The 16574-nt window shown below is 73.0% G+C and carries 14 protein-coding genes; 9 read left to right on the top strand and 5 right to left on the bottom strand.

Features of this window, described 5'->3' with window-relative positions:
* The first annotated feature begins 13 nt into the window (after positions 1–13).
* Positions 14–1579: a fused MFS/spermidine synthase gene (locus Pma05_RS29510; RefSeq protein WP_203860740.1), complete on the top strand. Its 1566-nt coding sequence runs from the start codon at positions 14–16 to the stop codon at positions 1577–1579.
* 50 nt (positions 1580–1629) lie between these two features.
* Here Pma05_RS29510 and Pma05_RS29505 read toward each other — a convergent pair whose 3' ends face one another.
* Both Pma05_RS29505 and Pma05_RS29500 read right to left on the bottom strand, forming a co-directional pair.
* Positions 1630–2316, bottom strand: coding sequence for a potassium channel family protein (locus Pma05_RS29505; RefSeq protein ID WP_239313339.1), 687 nt, complete (start codon positions 2314–2316; stop codon positions 1630–1632).
* A 7-nt stretch (positions 2317–2323) separates the two neighbouring features.
* Positions 2324–3658, bottom strand: coding sequence for a TrkH family potassium uptake protein (locus Pma05_RS29500; RefSeq protein ID WP_203860739.1), 1335 nt, complete (start codon positions 3656–3658; stop codon positions 2324–2326).
* 203 nt (positions 3659–3861) lie between these two features.
* Between Pma05_RS29500 and Pma05_RS29495 the strand changes: the two genes are divergently transcribed.
* The 5 genes from Pma05_RS29495 to Pma05_RS29475 are packed head-to-tail and all read left to right on the top strand — an operon-like array spanning position 3862 to position 8718.
* Positions 3862–5067 (top strand): substrate-binding domain-containing protein, encoded by a 1206-nt coding sequence (locus Pma05_RS29495; RefSeq protein WP_203860738.1) that lies wholly within the window; start codon positions 3862–3864, stop codon positions 5065–5067.
* Positions 5068–5070: 3 nt separating this feature from the next.
* Entirely contained in the window at positions 5071–5814 is a 744-nt protein-coding gene (locus Pma05_RS29490) for an ABC transporter ATP-binding protein (protein ID WP_203860737.1), read from the top strand.
* Positions 5811–6647, top strand: a complete 837-nt coding sequence (locus Pma05_RS29485; RefSeq protein WP_203860736.1) for an ABC transporter ATP-binding protein — start codon at positions 5811–5813, stop codon at positions 6645–6647. Before Pma05_RS29490 ends, Pma05_RS29485 begins: the two co-directional genes overlap by 4 nt.
* Positions 6644–7534 carry a branched-chain amino acid ABC transporter permease gene (locus Pma05_RS29480; protein WP_203860735.1) on the top strand — a complete coding sequence of 297 codons (891 nt, stop codon included), beginning with the start codon at positions 6644–6646 and terminating at the stop codon, positions 7532–7534. The genes Pma05_RS29485 and Pma05_RS29480 overlap by 4 nt, the downstream gene beginning before the upstream one ends.
* A gap of 14 nt (positions 7535–7548) precedes the next feature.
* Positions 7549–8718 (top strand): branched-chain amino acid ABC transporter permease, encoded by a 1170-nt coding sequence (locus Pma05_RS29475; RefSeq protein ID WP_203860734.1) that lies wholly within the window; start codon positions 7549–7551, stop codon positions 8716–8718.
* 111 nt (positions 8719–8829) lie between these two features.
* Here the strand turns inward: Pma05_RS29475 and Pma05_RS29470 are convergent, their stop codons facing one another.
* Positions 8830–10245, bottom strand: a complete 1416-nt coding sequence (locus Pma05_RS29470; protein WP_203860733.1) for a DHA2 family efflux MFS transporter permease subunit — start codon at positions 10243–10245, stop codon at positions 8830–8832.
* Positions 10246–10369: 124 nt separating this feature from the next.
* On the opposite strand from Pma05_RS29470, the gene Pma05_RS29465 reads away from it, so the two are divergent.
* A complete protein-coding gene (locus Pma05_RS29465; protein WP_203860732.1) occupies positions 10370–10948 on the top strand; it encodes a TetR/AcrR family transcriptional regulator in 579 nt (192 codons plus the stop codon).
* 243 nt (positions 10949–11191) lie between these two features.
* The gene (locus Pma05_RS29460; RefSeq protein WP_203860731.1) at positions 11192–13465 is read left to right on the top strand and encodes a RecQ family ATP-dependent DNA helicase; all 2274 of its coding nucleotides are present in this window, start codon (positions 11192–11194) and stop codon (positions 13463–13465) included.
* Between the two features lie 65 nt (positions 13466–13530).
* On the opposite strand, the gene Pma05_RS29455 is transcribed toward Pma05_RS29460, so the two are convergent.
* Entirely contained in the window at positions 13531–14496 is a 966-nt protein-coding gene (locus tag Pma05_RS29455; RefSeq protein WP_203860730.1) for a C40 family peptidase, read from the bottom strand.
* Positions 14497–14702: 206 nt separating this feature from the next.
* Here Pma05_RS29455 and Pma05_RS29450 point away from each other — a divergent pair, with 206 nt between their 5' ends.
* Positions 14703–15770 carry a DUF8832 domain-containing protein gene (locus Pma05_RS29450; protein ID WP_239313317.1) on the top strand — a complete coding sequence of 356 codons (1068 nt, stop codon included), beginning with the start codon at positions 14703–14705 and terminating at the stop codon, positions 15768–15770.
* A gap of 81 nt (positions 15771–15851) precedes the next feature.
* Here the strand turns inward: Pma05_RS29450 and Pma05_RS29445 are convergent, their stop codons facing one another.
* The gene (locus Pma05_RS29445) at positions 15852–16274 is read right to left on the bottom strand and encodes a helix-turn-helix domain-containing protein (RefSeq protein WP_203860809.1); all 423 of its coding nucleotides are present in this window, start codon (positions 16272–16274) and stop codon (positions 15852–15854) included.
* Between the last annotated feature and the right edge of the window lie 300 nt (positions 16275–16574).

The raw sequence follows: 16574 nt of genomic DNA, 5'->3' as shown, positions 1-16574 counted from the left end.
TACCATCGCTGCGATGGACTCTTCACCACCTGAGGTGGCGGACCCCGCCACCGTCTCGGACGAGGCGCCCGGGTCTCCGGCCCGGGCCCTGCCGGCCGGCCTGGCCGCCACCCTGGTCTTCGTCTCCAGCGGTGCCGTACTCGTGCTGGAGACGGCGTCGCTGCGGCTCGTCGGCCCGTACGTCGGGGTCACCCTCCAGGTCACCAGTTCGGTGATCGGGGTGGCGCTGGCCGCCATCGCGTACGGCGCATGGATCGGCGGCTGGCTCGCCGACCGCCGGGACCCGCGCCGGCTGCTCGCCCCGGCCCTGGTGCTCGCCGGCATCTGCACCGCACTGACCCTGCCGATCGTCCGGTACGCCGGTGAGGTGCTGCGGGGCGGTGCCGCGGTCGGCATCCTGCTGCTCACCGCGCTGGCGATCTTCCTGCCGGCGGCCCTGCTCGCCTCGATCACCCCGCTGGTGGTGAAGCTGCAACTCGGCGACCTGCGGCAGACCGGGCAGGTGGTGGGCCGGCTCTCCAGCATCGGCACGCTCGGTGCGATCACCGCGACGCTGGGTACCGGATTCGTGCTGGTCGCCGCCCTGCCGAGTACGGCGATCATCATCAGCCTGGCGGTGCTGCTCGGGGTGACCGGTCTGGTGCTCGCCGGCTACCTGCGCCGGCAGTCCCGGGACGCGCTGCCGAAGCCGTCCCGGCTCACCGCCGCCGCGGCCGTACTCGGCCTGGCCGGTGCTTCCCTCTCGGCGGTCGCGCCGACCCCGTGCGACGTGGAGACGGCGTACCACTGCGCCTCGGTCGAGGCAGATCCGGACAATTCCACCGGACGGCTACTGGTGCTCAACTCGGCCTGGCACTCCTATGTGGACCTGGCCGACCCGGGGCACCTGGAGTTCGAGTACACGAAGTGGATCGGGGCGGTCGCCGACGTGATGGCGCCGGCCCGGGCACCGCTGGACGCCGTACACCTCGGGGGTGGCGGGTTCACCATGCCGCGCTACCTGACCGCGACCCGGCCCGGCACCCGCAACGAGGTCTACGAGATCGACGGCGAGCTGGTCGAGTTGGGTCGCCGCGAGCTGGACGTACGGACCGGTCCGGAGCTGCGCGCCCGGGTCGGCGACGCCCGGATGCTGATCGGGGAGCGGGCAACCCGCAGCGCCGACCTGGTGGTCGGGGACGCGTTCGGGCACCTGGTCGTGCCCTGGCACCTGGCCACCCGGGAGATGGCCGCCGAGGTCCGCCGGGTGGTCCGCCCCGGCGGCATCTACGCGCAGAACGTGATCGACCAGCCGCCGCTGCGCTTCATCCGGGCCGAGGTGGCCACCGTGGCGGCCGAGTTCCCGCACGTCGCCCTGGTCGCGCCACCGGCCGCGCTGGCCGGCTCGCAGGGCGCGAACTTCGTGATCCTCGCCTCCGACCAGCCGCTGCCGGTCGAGGAGGTACGCGAACGCCTGATCACCTCGGCGGACGATCCGGTCACCGTGCTCTCCGGCCCGGCGCTGGACGAGTTCGTCGACGACGCGATGGTGCTGACCGACGAGTACGCCCCGGTCGACCAGCTCCTGGCCACCGCCTGACCACGGCCGGGCGGCCGGGACGGTGTGCGTCGCGGCAGGTGCTGGCCGGGTCAGGTACTCGCGGCGAACTCCTGCACCTGCTGGGCCGAGCCGGCCACCACGATCATGCTGTCGGCCGGTACGACCGTCTCGGGAAGCGCGAACGCGAACGTGTCGTCGGCCGCCTTCACCCCCACCACGAGTACGCCGAACTTCTCCCGCAGCGAACTCTGCCCGACGGTACGGCCGACCAGGTTCTGCGGCGCGCGGGTCATCGCGAGCGAGAAGGTGTCGTCCAGGGTGATGAAGTCGAGCATCCTGGTGGTGATGAGATGGGCGACCCGGTCACCCATCGCCGCCTCGGGATAGATCACGTGATGGGCGCCCATCGCGGAGAGGATCTTGCCGTGTTTGGCGCTGCTCGCCCTGGCCCAGATCTCCTTGACCCCGAGTTCGGCCAGGGCCAGCACGGTCAGCACGCTCGCCTCGATGTTCTCGCCGATGCCGACCACCGCCCGCCCGAGGTCGGGTACGCCCAGTTGGCGCAGTGCCACCTCGTCGGTCGAGTCGGTCTGTACGACGTGCCGCAGCACGTCCGACCACTGCTGTACGCGCTGCGGCTCGACGTCGATGCCGAGCACGTCGTGCCCGAGGGCGCGCAGCGTACTCGCGACCTGCCCGCCGAACCGGCCCAGCCCGATCACGGTCACGCCCTCGCCAGCGGTGGGTGCCTTGCCGCCCGCCGCCGGTACCGGGATCTTGTCGTCAACCGACAATGGCCCGCTCCTCCGGATATCGATAGCGCCGGTGCCGGATGTTCAACGCCAGGGCGGACGCCGTGGTGATGGTGCCGACCCGGCCGACGAACATCACGACGACGAGGATGAGCTGGCCGCTCGCCGGCAGGGTGGCGGTGAGTCCGGTGGTCATCCCGGAGGTGCCGAACGCCGACGCGGTCTCGAAGAGCACCCGTTGCAGATCGGCGTGCTCGATCCGCGAACGCAGCGCGATGGCGGCGGCGGCGACCAGCGCGACGGCGAGCATGGCGACGGTGATCGCCTGCCGTTGGGTCGCCGTCGCGATCCGCCGCCGCCCGACCACCACGTCGGGCTCGCCACGGATCTCGGACCAGGCGATGAAGATCAGTACGGCGAAGGTACTGACCTTGATGCCGCCGGCGGTGCTGGCGCTGCCGCCCCCGATGAACATCAGCCCGGTGAGGATGCTGAGAGTCTCGGTGTTCATCGCGCCGACCGGCACGGTCTCGAAGCCGCCCGATCGGGCCATCGTGTCCTGGGTGAACGCGGCCAGGACCTTCTCCTCGACGCCGAGCGGGCGCAGCGTGTGGGGATTCGCCCACTCGAAGATCAGCATGGTGGCGAAGCCGAACGCGCTCAGCACCAGCGTGCCCCACACGGTGAGCCGGGTGTGCATCGACCAGGTGCTCGGGTGCCGGCGCTCCCGCGCCAGCTCGAAGAGCACCGGAAACCCGATGGCACCGAGAGTCGCTCCCAGGGAGACCGGCAGGCAGATCCACCAGTCGCCGACGAAACCGCGGAGGCTGTCCGAGTAGAGGGAGAACCCGGCGTTGTTGAAGGTCTGGACGGCGAAGAACAGCCCGTGCCAGAGAGCCTTGCCGAGCGAGTAGTCGTAGTGTGCCCAGAATCGGCCGGCGAGGATCAGCGTGATGACCGCCTCGAAGCCGAGCATCGCGACCGCGACCCGGGTCAGCACCTGACCGATCTCGCCGAGGGCGATGTCGCTGGACTCGGCCTGGGCCGACAGCCGTCCCGCCAACCCGAGCCGCTGGGAGACCAGCAGGCCGAGCAGGGTGGCCAGGGCCATGATGCCGAACCCGCCGATCTGGGTCAGTACCGTGATCAGCACGTGACCGCCGGCGGACCAGTAGGTGGCGGTGTCCACCACCGTCAGGCCGGTGACGCTGACGGCGGAGGTCGCGGTGAAGAGCGCGACCACGAAGGGCGCGTTCGGGGCGCCCGCGGTGAACACGGGCAGCATCATCAGCCCCGTGCCGATCGCGATGACGCCGAGGAAGGCCAGCGGCACCAGCCGGGTGGGACGCCGCAAAGCCGGACCCATCGTCCCATTCTGAACCGATAGTCCGGGTCGCACGCCCGATCGCCACAAGTGCCGGTCGCCCGGGTACGTCCGGTCGGCGGACTGGCTGCCGCAGCCACGCGCCAGCGGTTACTTGTGGGTTTCGGCCACATAGCTCGTGCGTGACGTCACCCCTACCGTGGGCCGACGATGCTTCTCCCACTTCACCCTCATGCGGAGCGATGATGACGGTCCGGACGACGCGGCGGGTACTGGTCACCGCCGCCACGCTGCTGGTAGGGGCGCTCGCCACGACAGCCTGCGGCAGCCCGCAGGACACCGCGAACGGTGGCGGCGACAGCGCCGCACCGGTCAAGGTCGGTCTGGTCTACTCCCAGTCGGGGGCGTTGGCCAGCTACGGCAAGCAGTACATCGAAGGGTTCCGGGCCGGGCTGGCGTACGCCACCGACGGCACCAACAAGATCGGTGACCGTACGGTCGAGGTGACCGAGGTCGACGACGCGGGCGACCCGGCCAAGGCGGTCTCGGCGGCGAAGGACCTGATCGGCAAGGGTCACAAGATCCTCGCCGGCTCGACCGCCTCCGGCGTCGCCCTCCAGGTCGCGCCGATAGCCGCACAGAACAAGGTGCTCTTCATCTCCGGGCCGGCGGCCACCGACGGCGCGACCGGGGTCAACAAGTACACCTTCCGGTCCGGGCGGCAGTCGTACCAGGACGTGCTGACCGCGAAGTCGTTCATCGGGGACGCGGCCGGCAAGAAGGTCGTGGTCTTCGCCCAGGACAGCGCGTTCGGCAAGAGCAACGAGGCGGCGGTCAAGGCGGTCATCGGCGGTGCCGGCGCCACCGTGAGCAGCGTGCTCGCCCCGGCCAGCGCCACCGACTTCACCCCGTTCGCCAGCCAGTTGACAGCGGCCAAGCCGGACCTGCTCTTCGTGGCCTGGGCCGGCACCACCGCCCCGGCGATGTGGCAGACCCTCGACCAGCAGGGCGTACTCAGCTCCACCACCGTGGTCACCGGGCTGGACATCCGGGCCTCCTGGCCGACCTTCGGGGCGGCCGGCACCAAGATCTCCTTCCTGTCGCACTTCTTCGACGGCGCCGCCGACAACCCGGCCGCGCAGGCGGCGAAGAAGGCGGTACCCGGCGGGGTGCTGGACCTCTTCCACCCGGACGGGTTCGCCGCGGCCCAGATGATCGTGCGAGCGGTGCGGGAGGGCGGCGACGACGTCGACAAGATGGTCACCGCGCTGGAGGGCTGGAGCTTCGATGGGATCAAGGGCAAGATGACCGTCCGGGCCGAGGACCACGCGCTGCTCCAGCCGATGTTCCAGGCCAGGTTGAGCGGCACCGGCGACGCGATGAAGGCGGAGTCGCCGAAGGTGCTCACCCCGGACGAGACGGCGCCGCCGGCCGTGGCGATGAGGGGCTGAGGTGTGCTCGCCACCCGCGACCTGACCTGGCGGATCGGCGAGGTCGCCATCGTGGACCGCGTCGACCTGGAGCTGGCACCCGGAGAGTTCCTCGGGGTGATCGGCCCGAACGGCGCCGGCAAGACCTCGCTGTTCAACCTGGTCTCCGGCCTGCGTCGGCCGACCGCCGGCCAGGTGCTGCTGGATGGTACGGACATCAGCGCGCTGCCGCCGTACCGGCGGGCCAGGCTGGGGCTGGGCCGGACGTTCCAGGCGTCCTCGGTCTTCGGCTCGCTGAGCGTGCGGGAGAACGTCCGGCTGGCGGTGCAGGCGCAGCGGGGTGGCTCGATGCGGCTGTGGCGGCGGGCGGCGGCCGACCGGGAGGTGGTCGCCGCCGCCGACACGGCACTGGACCGGGTCGGCCTGGCGCACCGGGCCGACGCGCTGGCCGGCACGCTCGCACACGGCGAGAAGCGGAAACTGGAGATCGCGCTGCTGTTGGCCGGCGAGCCGAGGGTGATGCTGCTCGACGAGCCGATGGCGGGGGTGAGCGCCGAGGACGTACCGGAGCTGGTCGCGGTGATCAGGTCGTTGACCGGCGACAGTGGTCGGGCCGTACTCATGGTGGAACACCACATGGACGTGATCCTCGGGCTCGCCGACCGGATCGCGGTGATGCACCACGGCGCGCTGCTCGCCTGCGACGTCCCGGCGACCGTGATGGCCAACCCGGTGGTGCAGGAGGCATATCTAGGTGAATCGTTATGAGTGAGGTTGTCCCGATCCTTGCGGTCGCCGAGCTGTCGGTGCGGATCGCCGGGCTGCACATCCTGCAAGGCGTCTCCTTCACCGTGGCACCGAGCGGGGTGACCGTGCTGCTCGGGCGCAACGGGGTCGGCAAGACCACCACGCTGCGGGCGATCCTCGGGCTGACCCCACGCGGCGGCGAGGTACGCGGCACGGTGCGGATGGGCGACCGCTCGCTGGCCGGCGAGCCGACCCACCGGCTGGTCCGGGACGGCCTCGGCTACGTACCCGAGGACCGGTGCGTCTTCGCCGGCCTCACCGTCACCGAGAACCTGCGGCTCGCCGAGCGGCGCGGCGGCAGCCCGGCGTACGACCGGGTCTTCGAGCTGTTTCCGGAGCTGAAGCGGCGCGGCCGGCAACGGGCCGGCTCGCTCTCCGGCGGTCAGCAGCAGATGCTGGCGATCGGCCGGGTGCTGCTCAACGACAACCGGCTGCTGCTGGTCGACGAGCCGACCAAGGGACTGGCGCCGAAGGTGGTCACCGAGGTGGCCGAGGTGCTGGAGCGGGTCGCGGTCGCCGTGCCGGTGCTGCTGGTCGAACAGAACCTCGCGGTGGTACGCCGGCTGGCCAGCGACGCGGTGGTACTCGCCGCCGGCCGGGTCGCCTGGTCCGGCGCCGCCGACGAACTGCTGCGGGAGGCGGAGTTGACCAGATCCCTGCTCGGCGTCGGCGTGGCCGGCGAGTCGCACGTCCCCCTGTCCACCCCGGCCCCCGGCTCGGCGGCGCTGTCGTCCCCGACCGACGGCTCGGTCCCGGTGTCGTCCTCGTCGGATGCGGAGGTGGCCGGGCGGTGAGCACGATCGTGCTGTTGACGCTGACCGGGCTGGGGCTGGCCGCGCTCTACTTCCTGGTCGCCTCCGGGCTCTCCCTGGTCTTCGGGCTGGCCGACGTGCTCAACTTCGCGCACGGACTGTTCCTCTCCGTCGGGGCGTACGCCACCTGGTGGGCGGCGGGGAACCTGCCCGGTGCCGGCCCGTCCGGGTTCGGCTTCGTGCTCGCGGTCGCCTTCGGTGTCGCCGCCGGTGCGGTGGTCGGGATGGCCGTCGAACTGGTGATGATCCGTCCGCTCTACTCCCGCACCATCGAACAGGTGCTGGTCACGGTCGGGCTCTCGCTGGCCGGGGTGGCGCTGCTCCAGGCCACCTGGGGTGCGGACCCGCGCCCGTTCCCGCGCCCGGACTGGACCCAGCGAGTCACCTCCGTCCTCGGTGCCAAGGTGCCGAACTCCGGCATCCTGCTGATCCTCGCCGCCGCGCTGGTGCTGGCCGCGCTGCTCGGTTTCCTCCGCTACACCCGGTACGGGCTGGTGATCCGGGCCGGGGTGGAGAACCGGGAGATGGTCACCGCGCTCGGCATCGACGTCCGGAAGGCGTTCACCCTGGTCTTCGCGATCGGCGGGGCGGCTGCCGCGCTGGCCGGCGCGCTCGGCGGGGTCTACTTCGGTTCGGTCTCGCCGAGTCAGGGCGGCTCGCTGCTGATCTTCGCCTTCATCGTGGTGGTGATCGGCGGGATGGGCTCGGTCGTCGGGTCCGCGTACGCCGCCGTCGCGGTGGGGCTGCTCCAGCAGTTCGTCAACTACTACGGCACCTCCGGGGCCGGAGACATCTGCGTGGTCGCGCTGCTGGCGATCGTGCTGCTGCTCCGCCCGCAGGGCATCGCCGGAAGGGCGGCGACCACGTGACCAAGGGAGCCGAGATGACGACCGGGGTGAAGACAGCGGCGGCGGCCAACCCGCCCGCCGTACCGCCGACCGCCAGTTCCGCGCCGGCACCCCGCCGGAACTGGCGGTCGGCCCTGCGGGCCTGGTCACCACTGCTGGTACTGCTGGTCTTCGCGGTGCTGCCCTACTCGACGGTCTCCGTACCGGGGGTCTTCGACGGGCCGCTCAACGGGCCGGGGACGCTGCAACTGCTCGCCATCTGTCTGGTCTTCGGTGGTCTGGCCGCCGGCTACGACCTGCTGTTCGGCCGGACCGGCATGCTCTCCTTCGGGCACGCGCTCTATTTCGCGGCCGGCGTCTACGGCACCGACATCCTGGTCACCAAGGCCGGGCTGCCGCTGTGGCAGGCGGCGCTGCTGACCCTGGTCGGTGGCACCATCCTGGCCGGGCTGCTCGGGGCGATCGCACTGCGTACCGCCGGGATCGCGTTCGCCATGGTGACCCTGGCGTTCGCCCAGGTCGGCGCGATCCTGGTGGCCCGGGACTTCGGCGGGCTCACCGGTGGCGAGGAGGGACTGTCGCTGGACGTGTCGGGGCTGCCGGCGATGCTGGTCGGGGTGGGCAACACCGTCAACCTGTACTGGCTGGCGCTGGCGTACCTCGCCCTGGTCGTCTTCGTGGTGCACCGGGTGGCCGGCTCGCCCACCGGTCGGGTACTCGCCGGGCTGCGCGACGACGAGCGGCGGATCGGGGTACTCGGGCTCGACCCGTACCGGTTCAAGCTGCTCGCGTTCACCCTGGCCGGCGGGCTCGCCACCGCCGGTGGGTCGATCTACTGCCTGCTGGTCGGCGGCGCCTCGCCGCACGTGACCTCCTCCGAGCTGACCCTCTCGCTGCTGGTCATGGTGGTGCTGGGCGGCCCGGGTACCCGCTGGGGCCCGGTGCTCGGCGGCATGCTCTACATGTACCTGGACCACCGGCTGACCGCGTTCGGCACCTCGTCGGCGGTGGACTCGCTGCCCGGGGTGCTGAGCGGACCGCTCTCCCAGCCGCTCTTCGTACTCGGCACGGTCTTCATCCTGGCGGTCTACTTCTTCCCCGGCGGCCTGGCCAGCCTCTCCACCCGCCTAACCCCCCTCCGCCCCCTCCTCCGCTCCCTCCTCCGCCCCACCCACCCCACCCGCCGCCCTCCGGCCGGCGGGTAGCCGGACAGGTTCGTGTGCTCCCACTACCCCCAGAGGGGTAGCAGAAGAACACGAACCTGTCGCGCCCCCGGCGGGCCCGCTCGCGGGCGGGCCGGGCCGAAAGGCGGCGGGTCAGCGGCGGGGGAGGCGGAGGGCGATGAGGGCGCCGGCGGCGACCACGGCCGCGCCGACGAGTACGGCCGGGCCGAGACCGTCCACGAAGGACGCACGGCTGGTGTAGTCGCCGTTGGCGGCGAAGACCGAGGCCAGTACGGCCACCCCGACGGCGACCCCGAGTTCCCGGATGCTGTTGTTGGTGCCGGAGGCGACCCCACGGGACTCCGCGGGCACGCTGGCCATGGTGGCGGTGCTCAACGGCGCGAAGGTCAGGCCCATGCCGACCCCGGCCAACGCCAGCGGGACGGCCAGTACCGCGTAGTCGACGTCGGCGGTGCTGACCAGGGCGAGCCAGCCCAGTGCGACGGCCAGCATCGCCTGCCCGGCGACGACCAGGGTACGCACGCCGAGCCGGCCCACCAGCAGCCCGGCCAGCGGGGCGACCACCATCGGCGCCATGGTCCACGGCATCGTCCGGATTCCGGCGTCGAGCGGGCTGTGCCCCTGGGCCACCTGGAAGAACTGGGCGAGTAGGAAGACCGAGCCGAAGACGCCGACCGAGAAGGTGAACGCCACCATGTTCACCACGCTGAAGCTCCGGGACCGGAAGAGGCGCAGCGGGAGCATCGGCACCGGGGTACGGGTCTCCCAGCCGAGGAACGCGCCGAGCAGTACGCCGCCGCCGATCAGGGCGGCCAGGACCCGGGCGGAGGTCCAGCCGTGGTCCTGCCCGTGCACGACTCCCCAGACCAGCGCGAGTACGGCGGTGGTGGAGAGGACCAGTCCGACCGGGTCCAGCCGGGCCGCCGGGCCGTGCGACTCCCGCAGCACGGTCGCGGCCAGCAGCAGGGCGAGCAGCCCGACCGGTACGTTCAGCCAGAAGATCCAGGTCCAGTCGAGTCCCTCGACCACCGCGCCGCCGACCACCGGGCCGACCGCGACGCCGAGACCGCTGATCCCGCCCCAGATTCCGATGGCGGCGTCGCGGAGCCGGTCGGGGACGGCGGTGGCGAGCAGGGTGAGCGAGAGCGGCATCACGGCCGCGCCGGCGGTGCCCTGTACCGCCCGGGCGGCGGTGAGCATCCAGGGTTCGGTGGCGAGTGCGCAGGCTGCCGAGGCGACGGTGAACAGCGCGATGCCGGCGAGGAAGAGCCGCCGCCGGCCGATCCGGTCGCCGAGTGCGGCGGCGGTGAGCAGCAGCGCGGCGAAGGGCAGCGTGTAGGCGTTGACGAACCATTGCAGGTCGGTCAGGGAGGCGCCGAGTTCGGTCCGGATCACCGGCAGCGCCGTCGTCACCACGAGGTTGTCCAGGGTGACCATGAACATCGGTACGCCGACCGCCGCGAGTACGGCGGCCAGCGGGCGGGCGACCGACCCGGCGGGGCGTCCCGGCGCGGGCGGCGCAGCACCGAGGACGGGTGCGCTGGTCATGATCACTCCTTAGTTGTTATTCACTGATAACTAGCCTCCCCCAAAGTAGTTATCGACTGATAACATGTCAACGTCCCGCCCACGGAGGAGCGCCCGACGTGCGGAGGACGGACGGAGGGCGACGATGACCAGGACCCGGCTGACCGCCGCCGAGCGCGGTGAGCAACTCACCGGCGCCGCCGTGCAGGCGTTCGCCGTCTCCGGGTACGCCGGCACCTCCACCGACGACGTGGCCCGACTGGCCGGTGTCTCCCAGCCGTACGTCATCCGGCTCTTCGGCTCCAAGCAACGGCTCTTCATCGCCGCGGTCGAGCACGCCGCCACCCGGATCGAGCAGGTGTTCCGGGATGCCGCCGAGCGCTCGGCCGACCTGGAGACCCTCGGCGAGGCGTACGACGAACTGCTGGCCGAACGGGACCTGCTCGCCCTGCTGCTGCACGGCTTCGCGGCCAGCTCCGACCCGGTGATCGGCAGCGCCGTACGCACCTGCTTCGGCCGGATCTACCGGCTGGTCCGGGAGCTGACCGGAGTGGACGCCACCGAGGCCCGGGACTTCCTGGCCACCGGGATGCTGCTCACCGTACTCACCTCGATGCAGGTGCTCGGGCCCGGCGCGGTACCACCCGAACCGTGGATGGCCGAGATCGCCGACTCGTTCGAGGACCCCTGTGCGGAGCCGGAACCCGGCGGGCAGCCTGGCTGACCGACCCGACCCGACCCGGCCCGGCCCGACCCGACCCGACCCGACCCGGCCCGACCCGACCCGACCCGGCCCGACCCGGCCCGACCCGGCCCGGCCCGACCCGGCCCGACCTGACCCGGCCCGACCCGGCGCGGCGCGACTCCGCCGGGTCAGCGTGGCGGGCGGCGAGGCGGTCGGCGGGTCGCGCCTCACCCCGGTAACGGTCCGCGGGACCCCGTCGGGCCGCCCTGGTAGAAAGGCCGGATGGACGGAAACCGGAGGCCCGACGATCCCGAACCGACCTCGGCCGGGGACACCCCGACCGAGCTGGTCACCCGGCTGCCCGGCGGGCAGCCCGACGACCGGGGACCGGTCGGCGCGGAGCCGAGGTCGGTACGCGAGCGGGCCGAGGCCGTACTGCGCCGGTTGGCCGGCGAGCACGCCCGGCTCCGGGACGACCAGTGGCGGGCCATCGAGGCACTGGTGGTGGACCGGCGCCGGGTGCTCTGCGTACAGCGGACCGGCTGGGGCAAGTCCGCCGTCTACTTCGTCGCCACCGCGCTGCTGCGACAGCCGGTGGAACCGCTGCGACAGCCGGCCGAGGCCGGGGCGGGGCAGGGGCAGGCCGGGCCGACCGTGATCGTGTCGCCGCTGCTGGCGCTGATGCGCAACCAGGTGGAGGCGGCGGCCCGGGCCGGGATCCGGGCCCGCACCATCAACTCGGCGAACCTCGACGAGTGGGACGAGATCGTCGCCGAGATCGAGGCCGGCACGGTCGACGTACTGCTGATCAGCCCGGAACGGTTGAACAACCCCGACTTCCGGGACGGCGTACTGCCCCGGCTCGCCGCCACCACCGGACTGCTGGTGGTGGACGAGGCGCACTGCGTCTCCGACTGGGGGCACGACTTCCGTCCCGACTACCGGCGGCTGCGTACCTTCCTGGCCGGGCTGCCGGCCGGTACGCCGGTACTGGCCACCACCGCCACCGCCAACAGCCGGGTCACCGACGACGTGGCCGAGCAGCTCGGCGACGCACTGGTGCTGCGCGGGCCGCTCGATCGGGAGTCGCTGCGGCTGGCCGTACTCGATCTGCCGAGCCCGGCACACCGGCTCGGCTGGCTGGCCGACCAGCTCGACCGGCTGCCCGGCTCGGGGATCATCTACACCCTCACCGTGGCGGCGGCCGGCGAGACCGCCGAGTTCCTGCGCGCCCGGGGCTACCCGGTCGCCTCGTACACCGGCCAGGCCGACGACGCCGACCGCCGTGCCGCCGAGCAGGACCTGCTGGACAACAAGCTCAAGGCGCTGGTCGCCACCTCGGCGCTGGGGATGGGATTCGACAAGCCGGACCTGGGTTTCGTGCTGCACCTGGGTGCGCCGCCGTCGCCGATCGCCTACTACCAACAGGTCGGCCGGGCCGGTCGGGCGGTCGGCGCGGCCGAGGTGCTGCTGCTGCCCGGTGTCGAGGACCAGGCGATCTGGCGCTACTTCGCCTCGCTGGCCTTTCCACCGGAGGAGCAGGTCCGGGCCGTCCTCGGCGCGCTGCACCCGGACCGTCCACTCTCCACACCGGCCCTGGAGCCGATCGTCGACCTGCGCCGGACCCGGCTGGAGCTGATGCTCAAGGTGCTCGACGTCGACGGCGCGGTACGCCGGGTCCGGGGCGGCTGGCTGGCCACCGCCGAGCCGTGGCACTACGACGCGGCCCGGCTGCGCCGGGTGGCCGAGGCCCGTACCGCCGAGCAGCAGGCGATGCGGGAGTACGCCGCGACCGGCGGCTGCCGGATGGAGTTCCTCCGCCGCTGCCTGGACGATCCGGCCGCCACCGCCTGCGGGCGCTGCGACCGCTGCACCGGGGCCCGGTTCGACGCCGCCGTGTCGGTGCCGGCGCTCGCCGCCGCGCAGGCGTTCCTCGGCCGCCCCGGGGTGGAGATCCCGGCGAAGAAGCTCTGGCCGACCGGGCTGGAGGCGGTCGGCGTACCGCTGCGCGGCAGGATCGGGCCGGCCGAGCAGGCGTACCCGGGGCGGGCTGTCGGGCGGCTCTCCGACCTCGGCTGGGGCGGCCGGCTGCGCGCGTTGACCGGGCCGGAGGCGCCGGACGCGGAGGTGCCGGAGGACGTGGCGACCGCCGTGGTCGAGGTGCTGAAGGCGTGGGCACACGGCGACGATCCGTGGCCGGCCCGGCCGGTCGGCGTACTCGCCGTCGGGTCGCGGCGGCGGCCCCGGCTGGTACACGGGCTGGCCGACCGGATCGCCCGGGTCGGTCGGCTGCCGCTGCTCGGCGAGGTGCCGCCCCGGGTCGGCGCGGCGGCCGGTGCCGGTGCGCGGGGCAACAGCGCCCAGCGGGTACGCACGCTGCACGGCACCTTCGAGCTGCCGGAACCGCTGGTCGGGGCGTTGGCCGGGCTGACCGGTCCGGTCCTGCTGGTCGACGATCTCGTCGACTCGGGCTGGACCATGACGGTCGTCGCCCGGCTGCTGCGCCAGGCCGGTGCCCCGGGCGTGCTCCCGTTCGCGCTCGCCGTCGCCGGTTGACCCGATCCGCCATCGCCAGTCACCGGTCGGCGGTGAGCGGCCAGCGGGAGTGCCGGGCCGGGGGCTCAGCCGGGTCGGCCGTAACCGACGATCTGCTGGTGGTCGACCCGGTCGATCCGGATCCGGGTGCCGGTACGCGGCGCATGGATGATCTTCCCGCCGCCGACGTACATCGCGACGTGGTGCAGATCGCGGTAGTAGAAGACCAGATCACCGGGTTGCCGAGCAGCACTGCTGATCCGGGTCACCGCCCGGTACTGCCGAGCCGCGTTGTGGGGCAGCCGTACGCCGGCAGCCGCCCAGGCCGCCGAGGTGAGCCCGGAGCAGTCGTACCCGTCCGGGCCGGCCCCGGCCCACCGGTACGGCTTGCCGAGCTGGGCGTACGCGAACCGGACGGCCTTGCCGGCGGCCCCGCTCGGCGGCGACTCGGGCAGCCGGGGTACCGCCCCGGCCGGCGGCTCGGCGGGCCCGGGCAGTCGGGCGAGCCGGGCCAACTCGGTCTCGATCGCCAGCTTCCGCGCGGCGAGCCGCCGCTCCTGGCCGCGCTGCCGGGCGGCCAGCGCCTCGACGGTGCGCCGGGCCTCGGCCAGCCGGTCGTGCGCCTCGGTCAGCGCGCCGATCACCCGGTGCTGCTCCCGGCTCAGCCGGTCGAGCAGGATCAGCGGATCCAGCAGGTTCTCCGGGGTGGCGGCGCCGAGCAGGCTGCCCAGCATCCCCAGCGCGTGGGTGTCGCCGGTCCGGTACGCCCGGGCGGCGATCAGGCTGACCTCGGTACGGCGCTCCTCGATCCCGCGCTCCAGCGGCCCCATCTCGGCCTGGATGGCCGCGCTGCTCGCCCGGGTCTCCCGCAACGCCTCGCGCAGGTCGTTGTACTGCTCGACGACGATCTCCAACTGCTCCGCCGCGCCGGCGATCCGCTCGGCGGGATCGCTGACCGGGGCTGCCCGGCCCGGCGCGGGGGCGAGCGACAGCGCCACGGTCATCCCGGCGGCGAGGGCTGCGGCGCGACGTGGCAATGCGGTGGTCGGCACGATCTGTCCAACGATCGATGCCGACCGGAGGCCACGCATCGAAGCCATTCAGATCCGTACCGTGATGGATGTTGCTCTCCGGAGATCGTCGGTGAGTCGCTTCCCGGAGGTCCGTCCGGCACCTTCGCCCGCCCCGCGACCACACCGCGACCACCGTCGGTGACCGGCCTCGCGGTGCCGCCGGACCGGGACGGTAACCTCCGGTCGTGACGCGTGAGCAGCCGGCGGTGCCGGAGACCGGCCGGCCCGGGCCGGCGTCGGGCGCCGCCCGTCGGGCGCCGGCCGATCCTGCCCGGGACCGCCGGCCGGCCGGCGGTCCCGCAGATCCCGGCGACCCGGCGGAGTCGGCCGTGCCGGACCGGGGCACCGTGCGCCTCGCGCTCACCGTGGGTGGCCTGGCGCTGGCCCTGCTCGCCGGCTTCGGCCTCGGCAGGGTGAACAGCGGCGGCGCTCCGCCGGCCGGCGGTGGCGCCCAGGCCGCGCCCAGCGCCACCGACCACACCCATCCGGCGGGAACGGGCGCGCACGAGCATCCCACCGGGGCAGCCGGCGGTCCGGCCGGCGGTGCCGAGCCGGGCGGCCTGAGCCTCAGCGCGAGCGGCTACACCCTGGTACCGACCGCCACGACCCGGACCGCCGGTCGGGCCGAGGACTTCCGGTTCCAGGTACGCGGCCCGGACCGCCAGCCGGTGACCGGGTACGCGGTGGTGCACGAGAAGCCGTTGCACATGATCGTGGCCCGTCGGGATCTCAGCGGCTACCAGCACCTGCATCCGACGATGGGGATGGACGGCACCTGGAGCGTGCCGCTGACCCTGCCCGCCCCGGGCGTCTGGCGGGCGTACGCCGACTTCACCGCGCTCGACAGCAGCGGCGGGCAGGTGCCGCTGACCCTCGGGGTGGACCTGGTGGTCGCCGGCGACTACGCCCCCCGACCGCTGCCGGCGGCAGCCCGGGAGGCGCCGGTCGACGGGTTCATCGTCACCTACGAGGGCACTCCGCAGGTCGGGGCCAGCGCGCCGCTGCTGTTCCGGGTCTTCTCCGGCGGCAACCCGGTCACCGCCCTGGAGCCCTACCTCGGCGCGTACGGGCACCTGGTGGTGTTGCGCGAGGGCGACCTGGGCTACGTGCACGTCCACCCGGAGACCGAGCTGGTGGGCGGGGCGGTGAAGTTCTGGCTCGCCGCGCCGAGTTCCGGGCGCTACCGGATGTACTTCGACTTCCAGGTGGCCGGTGCGGTGCGGACGGCCGAGTACACCCTGACGGTGCCCTGAGCCCGACGTGCGGTCGAAGCGGGCTGGGACGTGCCGGCCGTTTACCGTGGCCACCGGCGCGACGACACCGGGCCGGTCCGGTCAGCCGGCGCGGCGGACCTGCCGGTGGGCGAGGTAGCGCAGCATGTCCCGGATCAGCTTCTTCTCCTCCGGCGGTACGCCCGGGTCGGCGAGCCGGGTCATGATCACCCGAAGGTCGGCCTCCACCGGCGACTCGATCCGCTCCCGCCGGGGTACGCCGGGCTGCTCGCCGTCGGGCAGGCCGAGTGCCCGGAAGGCCACCCCGACCGGTACGTCCAGGGCGGTGCAGAAGCCGCGTACCTTGGCCAGCTCCGGATAGTCCTGCCAGTCTCCGGCGAGCCAGCGGAACAGGGTGGACCGACCCACTCCGGTGTGCGAGGCCACGTCGCTGACGGTCCAGCCGCGCTCGCTCTTGGCGTCGTCGATGGCCCGCCGGACGAAGCGGGCGAAGGCCGCCTGCGGCGAGTCCTGTGCGGCACCGATGCTCAGCGGAAAACCCTTTCGCCCGGACTTCGGGTGGTCTTCCGAGGGTAATCCGGAAGCGTGTCCGGCAACCCCGACTGATCGCACCCACCCCGCCCGTACCAACGGTCGGCCGGCCTCGCCCCCGGCTACCCGATCATCCGGAGAGTTCCGCCGGTACGGCCGATGAACCCCCGGTCGGCGGCCCGACCAGGGCGTCGCAGGGTGGGACCAGGTGGTACCGGTCAGGGCTTCGCAGGGTCGGACCCGGGCGGCCCGACCAGGGCTTCGCAGGGTCGGACCCGGGTGGTGCGGTCAGGG

The organism is Plantactinospora mayteni (genome assembly GCF_016862935.1).
GTDB lineage: Bacteria > Actinomycetota > Actinomycetes > Mycobacteriales > Micromonosporaceae > Plantactinospora > Plantactinospora mayteni.
Note: the sequence above shows the minus strand (reverse complement) of the source record. Positions and strands in the feature narration are given on the sequence as shown.

Bases quoted from the DNA above. Each gene is read 5' to 3' on its own strand.
- Pma05_RS29510 (WP_203860740.1), top strand. From the start codon at position 14: ATGGACTCTTCACCACCTGAGGTGGCGGACCCCGCCACCGTCTCGGAC.
- Pma05_RS29500 (WP_203860739.1), bottom strand. From the start codon at position 3,658: ATGGGTCCGGCTTTGCGGCGTCCCACCCGGCTGGTGCCGCTGGCCTTC.
- Pma05_RS29495 (WP_203860738.1), top strand. From the start codon at position 3,862: ATGACGGTCCGGACGACGCGGCGGGTACTGGTCACCGCCGCCACGCTG.
- Pma05_RS29485 (WP_203860736.1), top strand. From the start codon at position 5,811: ATGAGTGAGGTTGTCCCGATCCTTGCGGTCGCCGAGCTGTCGGTGCGG.
- Pma05_RS29475 (WP_203860734.1), top strand. From the start codon at position 7,549: ATGACGACCGGGGTGAAGACAGCGGCGGCGGCCAACCCGCCCGCCGTA.
- Pma05_RS29470 (WP_203860733.1), bottom strand. From the start codon at position 10,245: ATGACCAGCGCACCCGTCCTCGGTGCTGCGCCGCCCGCGCCGGGACGC.
- Pma05_RS29465 (WP_203860732.1), top strand. From the start codon at position 10,370: ATGACCAGGACCCGGCTGACCGCCGCCGAGCGCGGTGAGCAACTCACC.
- Pma05_RS29460 (WP_203860731.1), top strand. From the start codon at position 11,192: ATGGACGGAAACCGGAGGCCCGACGATCCCGAACCGACCTCGGCCGGG.